The 17,376-nt window shown below is 39.7% G+C and carries 18 protein-coding genes and 1 riboswitch; all 18 genes read left to right on the top strand.

Features of this window, described 5'->3' with window-relative positions; translation table 11 throughout:
- The first annotated feature begins 173 nt into the window (after nt 1–173).
- The gene (locus BK584_RS08240; RefSeq protein WP_078392164.1) at nt 174–2,540 is read left to right on the top strand and encodes a 3-hydroxyacyl-CoA dehydrogenase/enoyl-CoA hydratase family protein; all 2,367 of its coding nucleotides are present in this window, start codon (nt 174–176) and stop codon (nt 2,538–2,540) included.
- A gap of 12 nt (nt 2,541–2,552) precedes the next feature.
- On the top strand, nt 2,553–3,728 hold the full coding sequence (locus BK584_RS08235) for an acetyl-CoA C-acetyltransferase (RefSeq protein ID WP_078392163.1): 1,176 nt from the start codon (nt 2,553–2,555) through the stop codon (nt 3,726–3,728).
- A gap of 18 nt (nt 3,729–3,746) precedes the next feature.
- A complete protein-coding gene (locus BK584_RS08230; protein WP_078392162.1) occupies nt 3,747–5,531 on the top strand; it encodes an acyl-CoA dehydrogenase FadE in 1,785 nt (594 codons plus the stop codon).
- Nucleotides 5,532–5,700: 169 nt separating this feature from the next.
- Nucleotides 5,701–6,057 (top strand): arsenate reductase family protein, encoded by a 357-nt coding sequence (locus BK584_RS08225; RefSeq protein ID WP_078392161.1) that lies wholly within the window; start codon nt 5,701–5,703, stop codon nt 6,055–6,057.
- Nucleotides 6,058–6,190: 133 nt separating this feature from the next.
- Nucleotides 6,191–6,580 (top strand): glycine cleavage system protein GcvH, encoded by a 390-nt coding sequence (gcvH, locus tag BK584_RS08220; protein ID WP_078392160.1) that lies wholly within the window; start codon nt 6,191–6,193, stop codon nt 6,578–6,580.
- A gap of 107 nt (nt 6,581–6,687) precedes the next feature.
- Nucleotides 6,688–6,909, top strand: coding sequence for a DUF2553 family protein (locus tag BK584_RS08215; RefSeq protein ID WP_078392159.1), 222 nt, complete (start codon nt 6,688–6,690; stop codon nt 6,907–6,909).
- Nucleotides 6,910–6,985: 76 nt separating this feature from the next.
- Nucleotides 6,986–8,248 carry an MFS transporter gene (locus BK584_RS08210; RefSeq protein WP_078392158.1) on the top strand — a complete coding sequence of 421 codons (1,263 nt, stop codon included), beginning with the start codon at nt 6,986–6,988 and terminating at the stop codon, nt 8,246–8,248.
- A 74-nt stretch (nt 8,249–8,322) separates the two neighbouring features.
- Nucleotides 8,323–8,430, top strand: a riboswitch (SAM riboswitch).
- 59 nt (nt 8,431–8,489) lie between these two features.
- On the top strand, nt 8,490–9,515 hold the full coding sequence (locus tag BK584_RS08205) for a methionine ABC transporter ATP-binding protein (RefSeq protein ID WP_078395467.1): 1,026 nt from the start codon (nt 8,490–8,492) through the stop codon (nt 9,513–9,515).
- Entirely contained in the window at nt 9,508–10,176 is a 669-nt protein-coding gene (locus BK584_RS08200; protein WP_078392157.1) for a methionine ABC transporter permease, read from the top strand. Before BK584_RS08205 ends, BK584_RS08200 begins: the two co-directional genes overlap by 8 nt.
- A gap of 16 nt (nt 10,177–10,192) precedes the next feature.
- Nucleotides 10,193–11,050 carry a MetQ/NlpA family ABC transporter substrate-binding protein gene (locus tag BK584_RS08195; protein ID WP_078392156.1) on the top strand — a complete coding sequence of 286 codons (858 nt, stop codon included), beginning with the start codon at nt 10,193–10,195 and terminating at the stop codon, nt 11,048–11,050.
- A 65-nt stretch (nt 11,051–11,115) separates the two neighbouring features.
- Entirely contained in the window at nt 11,116–11,643 is a 528-nt protein-coding gene (locus BK584_RS08190; RefSeq protein WP_078395465.1) for a cobalamin adenosyltransferase family protein, read from the top strand.
- Complete coding sequence (locus tag BK584_RS08185; RefSeq protein WP_078392155.1) at nt 11,643–12,575, top strand: ABC transporter substrate-binding protein; 933 nt, start codon at nt 11,643–11,645, stop codon at nt 12,573–12,575. The genes BK584_RS08190 and BK584_RS08185 overlap by 1 nt, the downstream gene beginning before the upstream one ends.
- A gap of 108 nt (nt 12,576–12,683) precedes the next feature.
- Nucleotides 12,684–13,013, top strand: a complete 330-nt coding sequence (locus BK584_RS08180) for a carboxymuconolactone decarboxylase family protein (RefSeq protein WP_078395463.1) — start codon at nt 12,684–12,686, stop codon at nt 13,011–13,013.
- Nucleotides 13,014–13,204: 191 nt separating this feature from the next.
- Nucleotides 13,205–13,378: a YuzK family famiily protein gene (locus tag BK584_RS24540; RefSeq protein WP_169871136.1), complete on the top strand. Its 174-nt coding sequence runs from the start codon at nt 13,205–13,207 to the stop codon at nt 13,376–13,378.
- A gap of 199 nt (nt 13,379–13,577) precedes the next feature.
- On the top strand, nt 13,578–14,369 hold the full coding sequence (gene sufC, locus BK584_RS08175; protein ID WP_054711982.1) for a Fe-S cluster assembly ATPase SufC: 792 nt from the start codon (nt 13,578–13,580) through the stop codon (nt 14,367–14,369).
- A gap of 46 nt (nt 14,370–14,415) precedes the next feature.
- Entirely contained in the window at nt 14,416–15,726 is a 1,311-nt protein-coding gene (sufD, locus tag BK584_RS08170) for a Fe-S cluster assembly protein SufD (RefSeq protein WP_078392154.1), read from the top strand.
- Complete coding sequence (locus tag BK584_RS08165) at nt 15,723–16,946, top strand: cysteine desulfurase (protein ID WP_078392153.1); 1,224 nt, start codon at nt 15,723–15,725, stop codon at nt 16,944–16,946. The genes sufD and BK584_RS08165 overlap by 4 nt, the downstream gene beginning before the upstream one ends.
- A complete protein-coding gene (gene sufU / locus BK584_RS08160; protein WP_078392152.1) occupies nt 16,933–17,376 on the top strand; it encodes a Fe-S cluster assembly sulfur transfer protein SufU in 444 nt (147 codons plus the stop codon). Before BK584_RS08165 ends, sufU begins: the two co-directional genes overlap by 14 nt.

The following is a 17,376-nucleotide window of genomic DNA, read 5'->3' as shown; positions in this document are numbered from 1 at the left end:
GTAAAAGATGCTTGCTTTATGCATGAAAAAGAATTTGCTGAAAATTAATATTGCAAACGCTATCATCTTTCGTTATAGTAAAAGAAAGCTTATGAAAAGAAGCGTTTTTTATTGCTTGAAAAATGAATGAGTGTTCATTCGTTTTTAGTATCGAGAGGAGGATAACAGAGATTATGTCACGTCACATACGAAAAACGGCTGTTATTGGAGCTGGTGTTATGGGTGCTAGTATTGCCGCTCATCTGGCTAATGCGGGTATTCCAGTATTGCTTTTGGATATGGTACCAAAAGCCCCAGAAAGCGGCGATTCTAGTGTTGCAACATTAAAAAAGAAACAAGTTAGGAATCAACTGGCAAACACAGCTATAACAAAATTAAAAAAACAGAAACCTGCTCCTTTAGCTTCAAAAGAGACTGCTGCATTAATTGAAACAGGAAACTTAGAGGATGATTTTGAACGTCTTAAAGAAGCGGATTGGATTATTGAAGTCATTATTGAGAATTTGGAAGCGAAAAAACAATTATTTACTCGGATTGATGAAGTAAGAAGCAAGGGTTCAATTGTTACATCAAATACATCAGGAATTTCAATTAAAACGATGTCAGAAGGACGCAGTGAGGATTTTAAAGCACATTTTCTAGGAACTCACTTTTTTAATCCTCCCCGCTATTTAAAGTTACTTGAGCTCATTCCAACCAAAGATACATCCGAGGACGTTCTTGCATTTATTCGCGGATTCGCAGAGCAATCACTTGGAAAAGGTGTTGTTGAAGCGAAAGATACACCTAATTTCATTGCCAATCGAATCGGTACTTTTGGGTTGCTTGTAACGGTTCACGAAATGGTTAGGAATGGCTATTCGGTAGGCGAAGTCGATTCGGTTACCGGACCTCTAATTGGTCGCCCTAAGAGTGCGACATTTCGTACACTTGATGTTGTAGGGTTAGATACCTTTCTTCACGTCGCGAAGAATGTGTACGACGAGGCAATTGGTGAAGAGAAGGCGATGTTCGATCCACCTACATTTATGAAGAAGATGGCTGATAAAGGGTGGATTGGTGCGAAGAGCGGGCAAGGTTTTTATTTTAAGAAGGATGGAGTCATTTATGAAATCAATCCTGAAACAATGGAATATGAACCTAGAAAAAAATTAAAAGCACCTTCTATTGATCGTTCAAAACCAATAAAATCTAAAAAAGATAAATTGCAGACAGTGGTATTTGCTGAAGATGCTGCAGGTGAATTACTTTGGTCAATTATTAAGCCTGTTCTCGTTTACACGGCCGAAAAGACCGAAGAAATTGCAAATGATCTGCTTGCTGTTGATGAAGCAATGAGATGGGGCTTCGGTTGGGAAATGGGTCCATTCGAGCTTTGGGACGCATTAGGATTTAGGCAAACAGTGGAAAAAATGCAGCAAGAAGGAAGCGTTATCCCTAACTGGATTGAGAAGATGTACGAAGACGGAGCGGAATCATTTTATAAGGCAGGTGCTTTTATTCATAAAGGCACGTATAAACCAATACGTCAGCATGAGAAGAATTTGTCTTTAACTGTGTTAAAGAAAGAAAATACAATTAGCAAAAACACAGGTGCTTCGCTTATTGACATTGGCAATGATGTAGCTTTATTAAAATTCACATCACCAAATAATTCAATTGGTCTAGATGTGATTCAAATGATCCATAAATCGATCGACGAAGTAGAAGCAAATTATAAAGGTCTTGTCATTGGTAATGAAGGGAAAAACTTCTGTGTTGGAGCTAACTTAATGATGATGTTAATGGAAGCACAAGACGATAATTTCTTCGAACTAGACCTTGTTATACGTCAATTCCAAAAAGCGACATCTCGTATTCGTTATGCCAATGTGCCCGTTGTCACAGCTCCTTATCAAATGACACTTGGTGGGGGAGCTGAAATTAGTTTGCCTGCAGCAAGCATACAAGCAAGCCACGAAACATATATGGGACTGGTGGAGGTAGGCGTAGGCTTAATCCCCGGTGGAGGGGGAAACAAAGAGTTATATTTGCGCAATTTAGAGCGGTTTGGCAAAGAGACACCAGCACAGCTACAACAAGCAGCCAGAGAAACGTTCGAAAAGATTGCGACCGCGACGGTTTCCACTTCTGCTGCTGAAGCACGTGATAACGGATTTCTTTCTAATCGTGATGCTATTGTGATGAACGATCTATTTGTTAATTATGAAGCAAAGCAAAAAGTCATTTCTCTATATGATGCAGGTTATAAAGCCCCTGCAAAAACAAAGATACCTGTCTCTGGAGAAGCGGGTTTTGCGACCTTAATGCTTGGTGCAGAGATGATGAAGTGGGGCGGTTACACGTCCGAACATGATATGAAAATAGCAAAGAAACTTGCGTTTGTTATTTCAGGTGGAAGACTTAGTGAAGGCTCGCTTGTTGATGAACAATATTTGCTCGATTTAGAAAGAGAAGCATTTTTAAGCTTAATTGCTGAACCGAAAACACAGCAACGGATGCAACAAATGCTTACTAAAGGGAAGCCATTACGTAATTAGGAGGGATCGCGAGTGAAGGAAGCAGTTATTGTAGCAGGAGCACGAACTCCAGTTGGTAAAGCAAAGCGAGGGGCATTTGCCCATGTTCGCTCGGATGATTTAGGTGCAATCGCCGTGAAAGAAACCGTTCGTCGAGCTGCTATTGACCCAACAGAAATTGAAGATGTCATTATTGGCTGTGCAATGCCAGAAGCAGAGCAAGGTATGAACATGGCTCGCAATTTAAGTATTTTAGCTGGCATTCCACAGTCGGTTCCAGCAGTAACCATCAACCGTTATTGTGCCTCAGGATTACAGACAATTGCTTATGGAGCGGAACGTATTATGCTTGGACAGAGCAAGGCAATTATTGCTGGCGGGGCAGAATCAATGAGTATGATCCCAATAGGTGGTCATGTTGTTAAACCAAATCCTAAACTAATTGATGATGCACCTGAATATTATATGTCAATGGGTTACACAGCAGAAGAAGTTGCCAGACAGTATGGGATTAGCCGATCTGACCAAGATGCATTCTCAACTGAAAGTCATAAAAGAGCAGCATCAGCTATTGCTCAGGGTAAGTTCTCGGACGAAATTGTTTCTGTTACTGTTAATGAACAAGTACTAGGTGAAGACGGGAAGGTAAGTTTGCTAAACCGTGAAGTAACAATGGATGAAGGTGTAAGAAAAGAGACAACAATCGAAACGCTCGCAAAGTTAAAACCTGCTTTTCAGCTAAAAGGAACAGTAACTGCGGGTAATTCTTCACAGATGAGTGATGGTGCAGCAGCAGTTTTGTTAATGGAAAAAGAAGATGCTATTGAACGAGGCATGAGTCCATTATTAAAATTCCATAGTTTTGCTGTAGCAGGTGTGGCACCGGAAGTAATGGGGATTGGACCAATTGAAGCAATTCCTAAAGCAGTCCGACAAGCCGGGCTAGAGCTTGAGGATATCGGATTGTTTGAATTAAACGAAGCCTTTGCTTCACAAGCGCTTGCGATCATTCGCACATTAAAGCTAGATCATGAAAAAGTAAACGTGAATGGTGGAGCAATCGCATTAGGACATCCACTTGGCTGTACAGGATCAAAGTTAACATTAACACTTGCACATGAAATGAAACGGCGTGGTGAACAGTTTGGTGTAGTAACAATGTGCATCGGCGGCGGTATGGGTGCAGCAGGCGTTTTTGAATTGGTTTAATTAAAGGAGGAAGTAATAATGGGTGAAACAACTAAGAAGTTAGTTAAAGGTGGCAGTTTTTTATTAGAAGAAATTGATACATCGCAATTTTTTGCTCCAGAAGACTATACAGAAGAGCAATTAATGATTGCGCGGACAACAGAAGGATTTGTTGAAAAAGAAGTTTTTCCATATGTTCATGATATTGAAAATCACCAGTTTCAACATACAACACGGTTACTGAAAAAAGCAGGAGAACTCGGGTTACTTGGAGCGGATGTACCTGAAGAATATGGTGGCCTAGGTCTTGATAAAATTAGTTCTTCATTGATATCTGAAAAATTCAGTCGGGCTGGAGCATTTGGATTAAGCCATGGCGCTCACGTTGGAATTGGTACGTTGCCGATTGTTTTCTTTGGCTCTCACGAACAAAAAAGCAAATACTTACCTGACCTTGCGAGTGGTGAAAAATTTGCAGCGTATGCGCTTACAGAGCCGAGCTCTGGTTCTGATGCACTAGGCGCAAAAACGACAGCTGTTCTAAATGAAGCAGGAACACATTATAGTTTGAATGGGGAAAAACAATGGATTACTAACTCTGCGTTTGCTGACGTTTTTGTGGTATATGCAAAAATCGATGGTGAAAAGTTTACCGCGTTTATTGTAGAAAAGGAATTTAGTGGGGTAAGCACTGGGGCTGAGGAGAAAAAAATGGGGATTAAAGGATCATCTACTCGGACCCTCATTTTAGAAGATGCGCAAGTTCCTGTTGAGAATGTATTGGGAGAAATTGGCCGTGGTCATGTTATAGCTTTCAATATTTTAAATATTGGACGTTATAAGCTTGGTGTTGGTTGTATTGGTGGATCAAAAGCAGCTCTCGAGCTTGCAGCAACATATGCGACAGAAAGAAAGCAATTTAAAACACCAATTTCATCATTTACGTTAATTCAAGAGAAATTAGCGTCAATGGCAACAGCAATCTTTGCCTCTGAAAGTGCCATTTATCGCACGGGTGGATTGATTGAAGACCGATTTGCAAGCCTATCAGATGAAGAACAGAAGGACGGACGTGCTGTAGCGAACGCGATCGCGGAATATGCAATTGAGTGTTCATTGAATAAATTTGATGGGTCAGAGACCCTTGATTTTGTTGCTGATGAGGCTGTCCAGATCCATGGTGGATATGGGTTCATGGCCGAATACGAAGTTGAAAGAATTTATCGTGACTCGCGCATTAACCGTATTTTTGAAGGTACAAATGAAATTAACCGTATGCTTGTTCCAGGAACATTAATGAGAAAAGCGTTAAAAGGCGAGCTACCTTTCTTAGAGAAGGCAACTGCTTTGCAAGAAGAGTTAATGATGCTAATGCCACAAGAAATTGAGGATGAGCCACTTGCACAAGAGAAATACTTACTGTCGATGGCAAAGAAAATATTCTTAATGATCGCAGGAACTGGAGCACAGAAATATGGTCCAGAACTTGAGAAAGAACAAGAAGTATTAGCAGTTGTTGCAGATATCGTTAATGATATTTATTCACTTGAATCAACCATTTTACGAACAGAAAAAGCAATCGCGTTATCCTCTTTAGAAGAACAAAAGCAGAAGCTTCTTATGACTGAAGTATTTGGGCAAGAAGCGATTAACCGTATTGAAGCCAATGCGAAAAAAGCATTGATCCATATTGAAGAAGGAGATACTTTACGGACGATGCTTTCAATGCTGCGCAAGCTTACTCGTCATCAACCCATTAATGTGGTGGCGAAAAAGCGTGAAATCGCTCAAGGAGTTATTGTAGCCAAGAAATATATTGTTTAATTTAATTACTCTTTTGGGGTTATGCCCCAAATAAAATAAATGCTCCTCTCGCAAGGAGTATCCTCCTCTCAAGGGAAGTGGCTATAAGCCGCTTCCCTTATCAGTTGTTTCTACATGGTATTTTAAGTCATAATAGAAAGCGATACTTTTAGTGGAAGAGGGGTTAATAATGAGTTTAACTATGTATGAATACCCAAAATGTGGGACATGTCGTAATGCGAAAAAGTGGTTTAGTGAGAAAGGTATTGAAGTCGAAGCGATTCACATTGTAGATTCTCCACCATCTGCATCTGAATTAAAAGAATTACACGCAAATAGCGGATTAGAACTCAAAGCATTTTTTAATACAAGCGGAAAAAAATACCGTGAGTTGGATTTAAAATCTAAATTGCCAAATATGAATGATGAAGAAAAGTATCAATTACTTGCTTCTGATGGAATGTTAATTAAGCGTCCGATTGTGACAGATGGGAAAAAAGTAAGCCTTGGATTTAAACAAGATCAGTTTGATTACCTATGGCTATAATCATATTGTTTCATTCATCTAGATAATTCGTAACCGTGATAAGCGCTCTTTCTTTAGAAACATTCTACTTTTCGCAAACGTTTTTTTCATGTATGATTACAGACGTACTAGTAATTAGTTGGAGGGATAATTAATGAGCAACTTACCTAAAGAATTAAAGTACTCTGAAGAGCATGAATGGGTAAAAACTGAAGGGAATAAAGTGCGTATTGGCATAACTGATTTCGCTCAGTCTGAACTCGGTGATATCGTATTTGTTGAGCTCCCTGAAGTTGGTGACGAGATTGAAGCGGACGAGCCATTTGGAAGTGTAGAATCTGTAAAGACAGTTTCTGAACTATATGCACCTATTAATGGTACGGTCGTTGAAGTCAACGAAGATCTTGATGATTCTCCTGAATTCGTCAACGAATCGCCTTATGAAAAAGCATGGATGATTGTTGTAGAGCCTGCTGATGAGGGTGAAGTTGAAAAACTTATGTCAGCTGAAGAATACAGTGAAATGATAAATGAAGAAGACTAAGGAAAAAGCCTGCATCTGCAGGTTTTTTTGTTGGCTTATCTTCCCTCGGATATGCGATACAGATTAGCACAGGCTATAAACAGGTAAGACATTTAGGGGGAATAAAAATGGAGAGAGTGAATGTCACCCAAAAGGTTGTCGCAAAGTATGAAGAAGGTCGTTTAAAACTTTACATGGACGGTTCAATAATTGGTGAAGTAATTGAAACAAATCACGGTTTACAACATTCAATGTACGATGGTTTCTCATTTGAACAAGATCAAATTTTTCAGCTACAAAACGAAAATTGGGATCAAGTTCAATCGTTTATTGAAGATAGTTGGCACTAAAATATTCTACCCACTGCAGCAGTTATTTCGTATAATAATTAGAGAGTCGAAATAACTGCTAATTGGGGAGAAATGAATGGCATTAGGACATACGTTTTTTGTTAAACCGGTTAAATCGTACAATCGTACAATTCGTTATTTTTTATTGTCATCAATTGCATTTAATACAGCAATGGGCATTTTTATGGTGATGTATCCTTTCTATATTAGGGAGTTGGGCTATAGCGATCATTTAAATGGACAAGTCATTGCTTTTCAAGCAGCCGCGACAGCGATTGCTTTACTTCCGGCGGGAATATTAGGGGATCGATATGGTCGAAAACGAATGTTAATGATTGGATCGATTATGTTGGCGATAAGTTTTGCGATTCGTTCGTTTAGTTCAACCGAAATGCCTCTTTTGTTTGGAGCGGGGTTAACTGGCTTTTTTTTCGCTTTTTTACAAGTATCAGCGATTCCTCTATTGGCAGAGAATTCAAAAGAAAAGCAAAGAGTGAAATTGTTTGCTTTGCACGCGGCTCTTATGATGGGTGCAAACGTAATAGGGCATCTTTTTAGTGGTACGTTGGCTGATCTGTTATATCAATTTTCCGCAATGACAATGCTGCAAGCCGTTCAGCTTACTCTAATCTTAGCTTTTTTCTTGGCGGCAATTTCCTTTTTTCCGTTACTTAAAGTGAAAGATGGGGAGCAAGGTAAAGGTATAATAAAAGTTGCAGAGGTAGCTAACCACTCTCCGAAAAGCGAAGAGTGGAAAATTATTGCTTTGTTTGCTGTTTCGAGTTTACTCATTGGGTTTGGTTCAGGACTGGTTATTCCTTACTTAAACTTGTATTTTAATGATCGTTTTGATTTAAATTATTCCGCAATTGGTCTTGTATTATCACTAGGGCAAGGTATGACAGTCATAGCGATGTTGATTGGACCAAAGGTCGTTAATCGATTTGGTGAAGTGAAAGCTGTCTTCTTGTTGCAGATGGGCTCAATTCCCTTTTTACTATTAACTGCATTTACAAATGTGCTTTGGTTTGCAATTATTGGGTTTTTATTTAGGCAAGCATTAATGAATGCCGGAAATCCGATTCAAGCTGCTCTAGTTATGAAGTTAATTCATCCACGCATGCGGGGAACTGCGAATTCGGTCACGCAAATGGTGTTTCAATTAGGCTGGGCTTTAATGGGACCTGTATCAATGGGAATTGTCGCTGCATATGGTGCATATAATGGGTATGCAATTGTCTTCGTCATTACAGCTTGTTTATATGTATTAGGTTCCGTTTTTTTCTTACTCGTTTTTAAAAAGAAGGTCGAGAAACATATGAAGTCAAAAACAGCTTAGGGATTGACGCTAAAACGATGCCATGCTATTATTTTCGTACACTTGGTAAAAAATCAAACACAATAACTATATATTTCTTATCCAGAGAGGTGGAGGGACTGGCCCGATGAAACCCGGCAACCGCAAGCTATGGGCTTGAAGGTGCTAAATCCTGCAGGGCGTAATGCTTTGAGAGATGAGACAAAGGAAAACGAACCTTTCTGTCATCTTACAGGAAGGTTTTTTTATTGGAGGGGAAATAATGATTTCGTTAAAGGAAATCAGTAAAACATATAATTCGAAGTCTGGAACGGTGCACGCAGTAAACAACGTAAATTTATCTATTGAAGAGGGACAAATCTTTGGAGTAATTGGGTACAGCGGAGCTGGGAAGAGTACATTAATTCGCTTATTGAATTTGCTAGAGTTGCCAACTTCGGGTAAAGTTGAAATGGATGGTTTGGAGTTATCCAAGTTATCGTCTAAGGAACTTCGAATGGCCAGACAGAAAATCGGTATGATTTTTCAACACTTTAACTTGCTTTGGTCAAGGACGGTTAAGCAAAATATTTCTTTTCCATTGGAAGTGGCTAAAGTATCAACAGAGGAAAGAAAGAAACGTGTGGAAGAGTTAATAGATCTTGTCGGTTTAAGAGGTCGAGAAAACAACTTCCCATCTCAACTAAGTGGTGGCCAGAAACAACGTGTCGGCATTGCACGAGCGCTTGCAAATAATCCGAAGGTTTTACTATGTGATGAGGCTACATCTGCGCTGGATCCAAAAACAACGGACTCTATTCTCGATTTGTTATTAGATATAAATAAGAAATTAAATTTAACTATTGTCCTCATTACACATGAGATGCATGTTATACAAAAGGTCTGTCATCGAGTTGCGGTAATGGAAAGCGGTCAAGTTGTAGAAGAGGGACCGGTTATCGATGTATTTAGACGACCTAAAGAAGAGATTACTAAGGAATTTGTAAAGCAGCTTGCTAGTAGCGATGAAGATGAAGATGCTTTATGGAAAATGCTTGACGACCAAGTAGAAGGACAAATCGTTTCACTTACATTTGTTGGTAACCCGGTTGAAGAACAACTCGTAACTGATTTAATTCGCCGTTTTCCGATCGATGTTTCGATTTTGCAAGGTAAAATTTCTAAGTTGCAGGAAGGGTCCTTTGGTAAACTCTATTTACGTTTATCTGGAGATTCATTAAAAATTACTGAGGCTTTAGCTTACATCCGTTCCGAAGAAGTTGAAGTGGAGGTGATGGAGCATGCTTGAACAATGGTTTCCAAATGTAATATGGGATAATTTTTGGCAAGCAACATACGAGACAATCTATATGACTGTTATATCTGCTGTTGCTACATTTATTTTAGGAATCATGCTAGGCTTATTTCTTTATTTGACAGCAAAAGGGAACCCATGGCAAAATCGGTTTTTCTATTCGTTAGTTGGGGCAGTCGTTAATATCTTTCGCTCCATTCCATTTATTATATTGATCATTTTGCTAATTCCATTTACGAGAGCAATTGTTGGGAGTATGTTTGGACCAAGTGCTGCTTTACCAGCATTAATAATTGGGGCTGCACCATTCTATGCTCGGATGGTTGAAATTGCTTTACGCGAAGTTGACCGTGGTGTTGTAGAAGCTTCACAGGCTATGGGATCGTCAAATGGGCATATTATCTTTAAAGTACTATTACCAGAATCTATGCCTGCTCTTGTATCAGGAATTACGGTTACAACGGTTGCTTTAATTGGGTATACAGCTATGGCCGGAACGATTGGCGCGGGTGGCTTAGGGACTCTTGCTTTCCAACAAGGGTTTCAGCGCACGAATACCGACGTTATGATTATCGCGACGATTATTATTTTAGCTATCGTATTTTTGTTTCAATGGATTGGTGATTATGTCGCTAATCGTTTAGACAAACGATAAAAAAGGAGAGAACATAATGAAGTCATTTTTAAAAACAATTGGAGTTTTAGGGGTGTCATTTACGCTTGTAGCATGTGGATCAGATGATAATAGTGACGAGAACACAAACAATGGTGGGAGTAATGGTGACGAGGGTGAAGAAGAAACAACGACGATTCGAATTAGTGCGTCAAATATACCTCACGCGGAAATTCTAGAAGAAGCGGAACCGATCTTAGAAGAGCAAGGAATTGAATTAGACATTCAAATAGCGCAAGACTATGTCTTACCAAATATGGCGTTAGCTGATGGTGAAATCGACGCCAATTATTTTCAACATCGTCCATATTTAACAAGTGAAATGGAAGAAAAAGGGTATGACTTTGAAGAAGCAGGTGCGATTCACGTTGAACCAATCGGTCTTTATTCTCAGGATTATGACGATTTAAACGATCTTCCAGATGGAGCAACAGTAATGATGAGTAATTCTGTAGCGGATCAAGGCAGAATTCTTTCGCTCTTGCAAGACTATGGAGTAATAACACTTGAAGAAGGCGTTACAGTAGAAGCTACTGAAGCTGATATTATTGATAATCCAAAAAACCTTGAGTTTAATATGGGACCAGACGCTGAGTTCTTGCCTCAAGCGTATGAATCAAATGAAGCTGAGGTTGTTGCGATTAACTCAAATTATGCATTGGGTGCAGGGATCTCACCTGTAGACGAAGCAATTGCAATTGAAGACGAAGAAAATCCTTATGTGAATCTAATAGTCGTACAAAGTGGAGATGAGAACAATGAAGCAATTCAAGCTCTTGTTGACGTGCTGAAGTCTGATGAAATTCAATCATTTATAGAAGAACAATACCAAGGTGCTGTTATTCCAGCTGAATAGTGTATAAAAAAGCGATGGAACTCCATCGTTTTTTTTATTATGATAAATTTGATGGGGGTGATTACTTGAAAAAGGATATGCGGTATTTATGTTATCCATATATGCGGGAAGCGGCTTCGACGGTCGACTTTGAAATCCAAACGGATTCACTTGCTGTTCGAATAGGACAATCTGTTAATTTAGTGGAACTAGTGGAAGTGAAAGCAGATTTATTGGAATTAACAGAAATGGCTTATCACTTAAATGGATCTGTTAGAGGAGACTTAGCGATAACAGAGGAAGATTTAAAGCGATTAAGCTGGATGTATGATCGATATGTAGCCGAAACAAGAGGATTAATTAAACAGTTTGTGCTTCCGCAAGGCTCTGAAGCGGCGAGTGCGCTTCATGTTGCTCGTAGTGAGGCGAAAAAATCTGTGCGAGCTTTACATAAAGTGAGTCTGGAACAAGACGTGCCAGACCTTCTTTTTGATTATACTCACTTATTAGCAAATGTGATGTTTGTGATGGCTGTCTATGTTAATAAACAGCTAGGTGTAGAGGAAATTGTGTTTGTAAGTAAATCATACCCAAAAAAAAGGAGAAAAACATAATGAATAAAATGATGTACATAATAGTCGCCTTCATCCTTGTGTTAGCCGCATGTGGGACTAACGGAGAAGAGCAAGAACAGGACAACGCGCATGAGTTAGGTACAACAGATGAAGTGTCTTATACTGTTAAAGATGCACGAGGTGTAGATCTAACGTTTGAAGAGCCTCCAGAAACGATTATTTCTATTCTTCCAAGTAATACGGAAATTGTGTTTGAATTGGGCCAAGGCGAAAAAGTCATTGGAGTCTCTGATACAGATGTCTATCCCGAGGCTGTACAAAACATTGAAGTCGTTGCTGAGTACCAAAACATTAATGTAGAGCGTATGTTAGAGCTTGATCCTGACATTATTTTTGGTTTTGATTATGGTAATGATGAAATGGCTCCATTAGAAGAGGTAGGTTTGCCCGTATATGCCATTGATGGGGCTTCCAGTATGGAAGATATTTTTTCTGATATCCAAGGAATTGCTGATGCTTTAGCTATTTCTGAAGATGGAGAAGCTCTTGTGACAGATATGCAAGATGAACTGGAAGAAATCGCTGATACAGTTGCAGAGGTCGACGAACGATCGATCTATTTTGAAATAAGTCCTTCGCCAGACATTTGGACATTAGGTACAGGAACATTTCAACACGAGATGATAGAAGCAGCTGGGCTACATAATGTGTTTGATGACGTAGAAAATTGGTTTGGTGTTAGTGACGAGCAAGTAATTGAGCGTAATCCAGAACTTATTTTTACGACTGTTCATTACACAGATGGAGATCCTCTTGAAGAAATACGCAATAGGGCTGGGTGGGAGTCCATTGATGCGATTGTAAATAACGAACTTGAATTAATGCCACCTGATATAATGGATCGTCCAGGGCCAAGAATTGTTGAAGCGGTAAGAACTTTGGCTGAAACTGCTTACCCAAATTTGTTTTAACATAAGATTATCCGTATGCCTTCTTTGGAATCGTTCATACTATCTTTATAACTACTGAAGGGGCGATGAAGTTTGAATCGAGAAGGACATACATCAACGGAACATCATATGATGCAATATAAAAAGGGTGTTGGCTCATTTGAAGAAAAGATGCCAATTTTTGCAGAAAAGTATAATGAATTTACCGAACAATGTTTTAAAGAAGGGGCACTTTCTAAGAAGCATAAGCAACTTATTGCTCTTGGAATGAGTATTCAGGCACAAGATGAGTACTGTATTATTTATCATACAAAAGGATGTATTGACAACGGTGCTTCGGAAGAAGAACTGTTGGAAACCATTTCAGTGGCAACGGCATTTGGGAGTGGCGCTGCACTTAGTCAAGGTGCCACATTGGTGCAAGAAGCTTATCGTGAACTAGGTAAGAATATTCAATAAACAGAGCAAGTAGAAGGAATTATACGTTAGAAGGTTTCAAAAATCGTCTATCCGGGTAAATACAGAATAGAGCAGCTATTATGCGGCTCTATTTGCTTTGCTTGAAGGCTCTGCCTCATGCTAGCATAAGGTTGTTGGAAAAAAAAGAGACCAACGCTTAAAATCAGAGAGGATGAGGAACGATTCAGAACATGCAACTTTCCTACACGAGTGAAATGGAAAAAGGATTACAGCAAAGACACGGAGTAAGCTATGCAGAATATGGAAGCAGTTTAGAAAAACGGCTTAAGATCGAGCAAGAGCGAACAAACGAACATGATGCTTGTAATCGGCTTGTTGAGTCGATCCAAACGAAGACACTATAATAGTAATAACTAACAAAGCCTGGTGCTACGAGCGTTAGGCTTTGTTTTTCGAGCTTGTTCTACTTTTCTCAATCGGCGTCCTTGAAGTGTAAGTGCATTTGTTATAAAATTAGAATGAGAATAGATTGATAATCATTAAAAAAAGCATGCGAGGTCTGCTGAAAATAGCAGACTTGCTTAATTCATGGAGGGAATACACATGTCTGTACCAAATTTAAAGATTGAGAATCTACACGTCTCTATTGACGATAAGGAAATTCTTAAAGATTTTAGCTTAGAAATCAACGGTGGAGAAATCCATGCGATTATGGGACCAAACGGAACAGGGAAATCAACATTGGCTTCTGCCATTATGGGTCACCCAAAATATGAAATTACGAGCGGTAAAGTTACAATGGATGGTGAAGATGTTCTTGAAATGGAAGTGGACGAGCGTGCTCGTGCAGGTATGTTTCTTGCAATGCAATACCCAAGTGAAATAAGTGGAATTACGAACGCGGACTTTCTTCGGTCTGCCATTAATGCAAACCGGGAAGAAGGCGATGAACTTTCTCTAATGAAGTTTATTCGCAAAATGGATGAGAAAATGGATGTTCTTGATATGGATCAATCATTTGCTCAACGTTACTTAAACGAAGGTTTTTCTGGTGGAGAGAAAAAACGTAATGAAATTCTTCAGCTTTTAATGTTAGACCCACGCATTGCAATTTTAGATGAGATTGATTCAGGTCTCGATATCGATGCTCTTAAAGTGGTTGCCGAAGGTGTAAACCAAATGCGCGGCGAAGAATTTGGTTGCTTAATTATTACCCACTATCAACGTTTGCTTGATTACATTACGCCGGATAAAGTTCATGTAATGATGCAAGGACGCATTGTGAAATCTGGCGGAGCAGAGCTTGCTGAACGTCTTGAAGCAGAAGGGTACGACTGGATTAAAGAAGAACTTGGCATTGAAGATGAGCGCGTAGACGCAAGCCAAAAAGCATAATAACCAGTTGTGAGCTTTAACGATAAAACAGCAAAGGATGGTATGTATGTCAGTTGAGACGAATGCAATCATCGGACTAGAAGAACTTACTAAGCGGTCCGAGTCGAAGAATGAACCAAAGTGGCTAACTGAATTACGTGTAGCTGCATTAAATAAAATGGAAACATTAGAGCTTCCAAAACCAGATAAAACAAAGATTCATAATTGGGACTTTACTACTTTTACACAAGACTTAGGGCAATCTAAGGTTGTTACCAATGTTGATGAGTTATCAAGCGATATTCGTGAGTATGTGGATGAAGATGCATCAGGTAATAGTTTACTCGTCCAGGATAATGCGCAGACGGTTTATCAAACAAATGCAGTTGAGTTAGCAGAAAAAGGTGTTATCTTTACGGATATGGCAACAGCCGTTGTTGAACATGGAGACCTTGTTAAAAAGTATTTATTAACAGAAGCAGCAACTCCAGACGAAGACAAACTAATGGCAATGCATACAGCCCTGATGGAAGGTGGCGTGTTTGTTTACGTACCTAAAAACATACATGTTGATGTTCCACTACAAGCGTTATACGCTGTTTCAGCAGAAAACGGCGGATTGTTTAATCATGTGCTAATTGTTGCTGAAGACAATAGTTCTGTTACGTATGTTGAGAATTATGCAGCATATGGTGAGGGAGCAAAAGTGGTTAATATTGTAGCAGAAGTTTATGTAGGTGCTGGGGCTCGCGTTTCATTCGGCGGTGTTGATACACTTAATGAAACGGCAACAACGTTTGTTGTTCGTCGTGGCCATGTTGGTCGTGATGGGCGAATTGACTGGGCTCTTGGTCAAATGAATGATGGCGATACAATTGCAGATAACACAACGTATTTAGTTGGCGATGGTTCATATGCAGATGCAAAACTTGTTACTGTTGGAACAGGAGAGCAAAAGCAAAACTTTACAACGCTGATTAAACATTATGGCAAGCATTCAGAAGGATACATTCTGAAGCATGGTGTTATGACTGGACGTGCTCTAGGTATTTTTAATGGCATTTCTAAAATTGAAAAAGCCGCTACAAAATCTCATGGTGAGCAAACAGAGCGTATTTTAATGTTAGGCGAACGTGCTCGTGGTGATGCAAATCCAATTCTTCTAATTGATGAAGATGATGTAACGGCAGGACACGCTGCGTCAGTTGGGCGTATCGATCCACTTCAAATGTTTTATTTGATGAGTCGTGGATTATCCCGGATTGAAGCTGAACGCCTGGTTATTCACGGGTTTCTTGAGCCAGTTGTTGCTCAACTACCGGTCGAGTCCGTTCGTAAACAGATGCGCAATGTGATTGAGAGAAAGGCAAAACGATGAATGCAAAAGAGATAAAGAAGCTGTTTCCGATTCTTGATCAACAGGTTAATGGAAACCCTCTTGTGTATCTCGATAGTGCAGCGACTTCACAGAAGCCTATACAAGTGATTGAGAAATTAGATGATTATTATCGTCGTTATAATTCCAATGTTCACCGTGGTGTTCATACACTTGGGACGATTGCAACAGATGAATATGAGGGTGCCCGAGAAAAAGTACGGGCTTTCCTCAATGCGGATGAAGTTGCGGAGATTGTGTTTACGCGTGGGACAACTACTGCTTTAAACCTTGTTGCGCAAAGTTATGGTAATGACCATGTTAGTGAAGGTGACGAGATTGTTATCACGCCAATGGAGCACCATTCTAATATTATTCCTTGGCAACAACTTGCAAAACGAAAAGGGGCAGTACTTAAGTATATTCCCCTTCAAGCAGATGGTACGATAGATCTGGTTGATGTTGAAAAAACGATCACTGAACGCACAAAAATTGTTTCAGTGATGCATGTATCGAATGTGCTTGGAACAATAAATCCAATTTCTGATATTGCAAAGATTGCCCATAAGAATGGAGCCATTATGGCAGTGGATGGTGCTCAAAGTGCACCGCATATTGAAGTGGATATAAAAGAGCTTGGATGTGATTTCTTTGCTTTTTCTGGCCACAAAATGGGTGGGCCAACTGGAATTGGTGCTTTATATGGCAGAAAAGAACTGCTTGAAAAGATGGAGCCGATTGACTTTGGCGGCGAAATGATTGACTTTGTCGGTTTACACGATTCAACTTGGAAAGAGCTGCCGTGGAAATTTGAAGGAGGCACACCAATTATCGCAGGAGCAATTGGTTTTGGTGCAGCCATTGATTTTGTATCGGATTTAGGTTTTAATGAAATTGAGCAACATGAAAAAGAACTCGTTGACTATTCGTTTGAACGGCTAGCGGATTTAAAAGATCTAACGATTTTTGGTCCAAAGGAACGCGCTGGTGTTGTTACTTTCCAACTAGGAGATGTACATCCCCATGATGTCGCGACTGTTCTTGATGCGGAAGGAATTGCTGTTCGTGCAGGTCATCATTGTGCACAGCCATTAATGAAGTGGCTAAATGTCGTTGCAACGGCACGTGCTAGCTACTATGTGTACAATACAAAGGAAGATATAGATGCTCTAGCAAACGGATTAGTCAAGGCAAAGGAGTATTTTGGCGATGTCTTCTCGTGATCTTGATACCCTTTACCGCCAAGTAATTATGGATCATTACAAAAATCCACGAAATCGCGGCGAGATTGAGGGCGATGCGTTAACTGTAAACTTGAACAATCCTACATGTGGGGACCGAATTCAAGTTCAGATGGAAGTGAAAGATGGAAAGGTTGAACGTGCATTGTTTACAGGGGAAGGTTGTTCCATCAGCCTTGCTTCTGCATCGATGATGACCCAAGCTGTAAAGGGTTTGTCAGTAGATAAAGCATTGGCATTATCAACACTTTTTTCAGATATGATGTTAGGAAAAGACTATGATGAAGAGGAATTCGACTTAGGTGACATCGAAGCATTATCGGGCGTAACGAAGTTTCCGGCACGGATCAAATGCGCAACACTAGCGTGGAAAGCACTTGAGAAAGGTTTGGACGAAAATCATTCATCATAA

Source organism: Shouchella patagoniensis, assembly GCF_002019705.1.
GTDB classification, from domain to species: Bacteria; Bacillota; Bacilli; order Bacillales; family Bacillaceae_D; genus Shouchella; species Shouchella patagoniensis.
The sequence above is the reverse complement of the archived record's forward strand: the minus strand, read 5'-3'. Positions and strand labels throughout refer to the sequence as shown.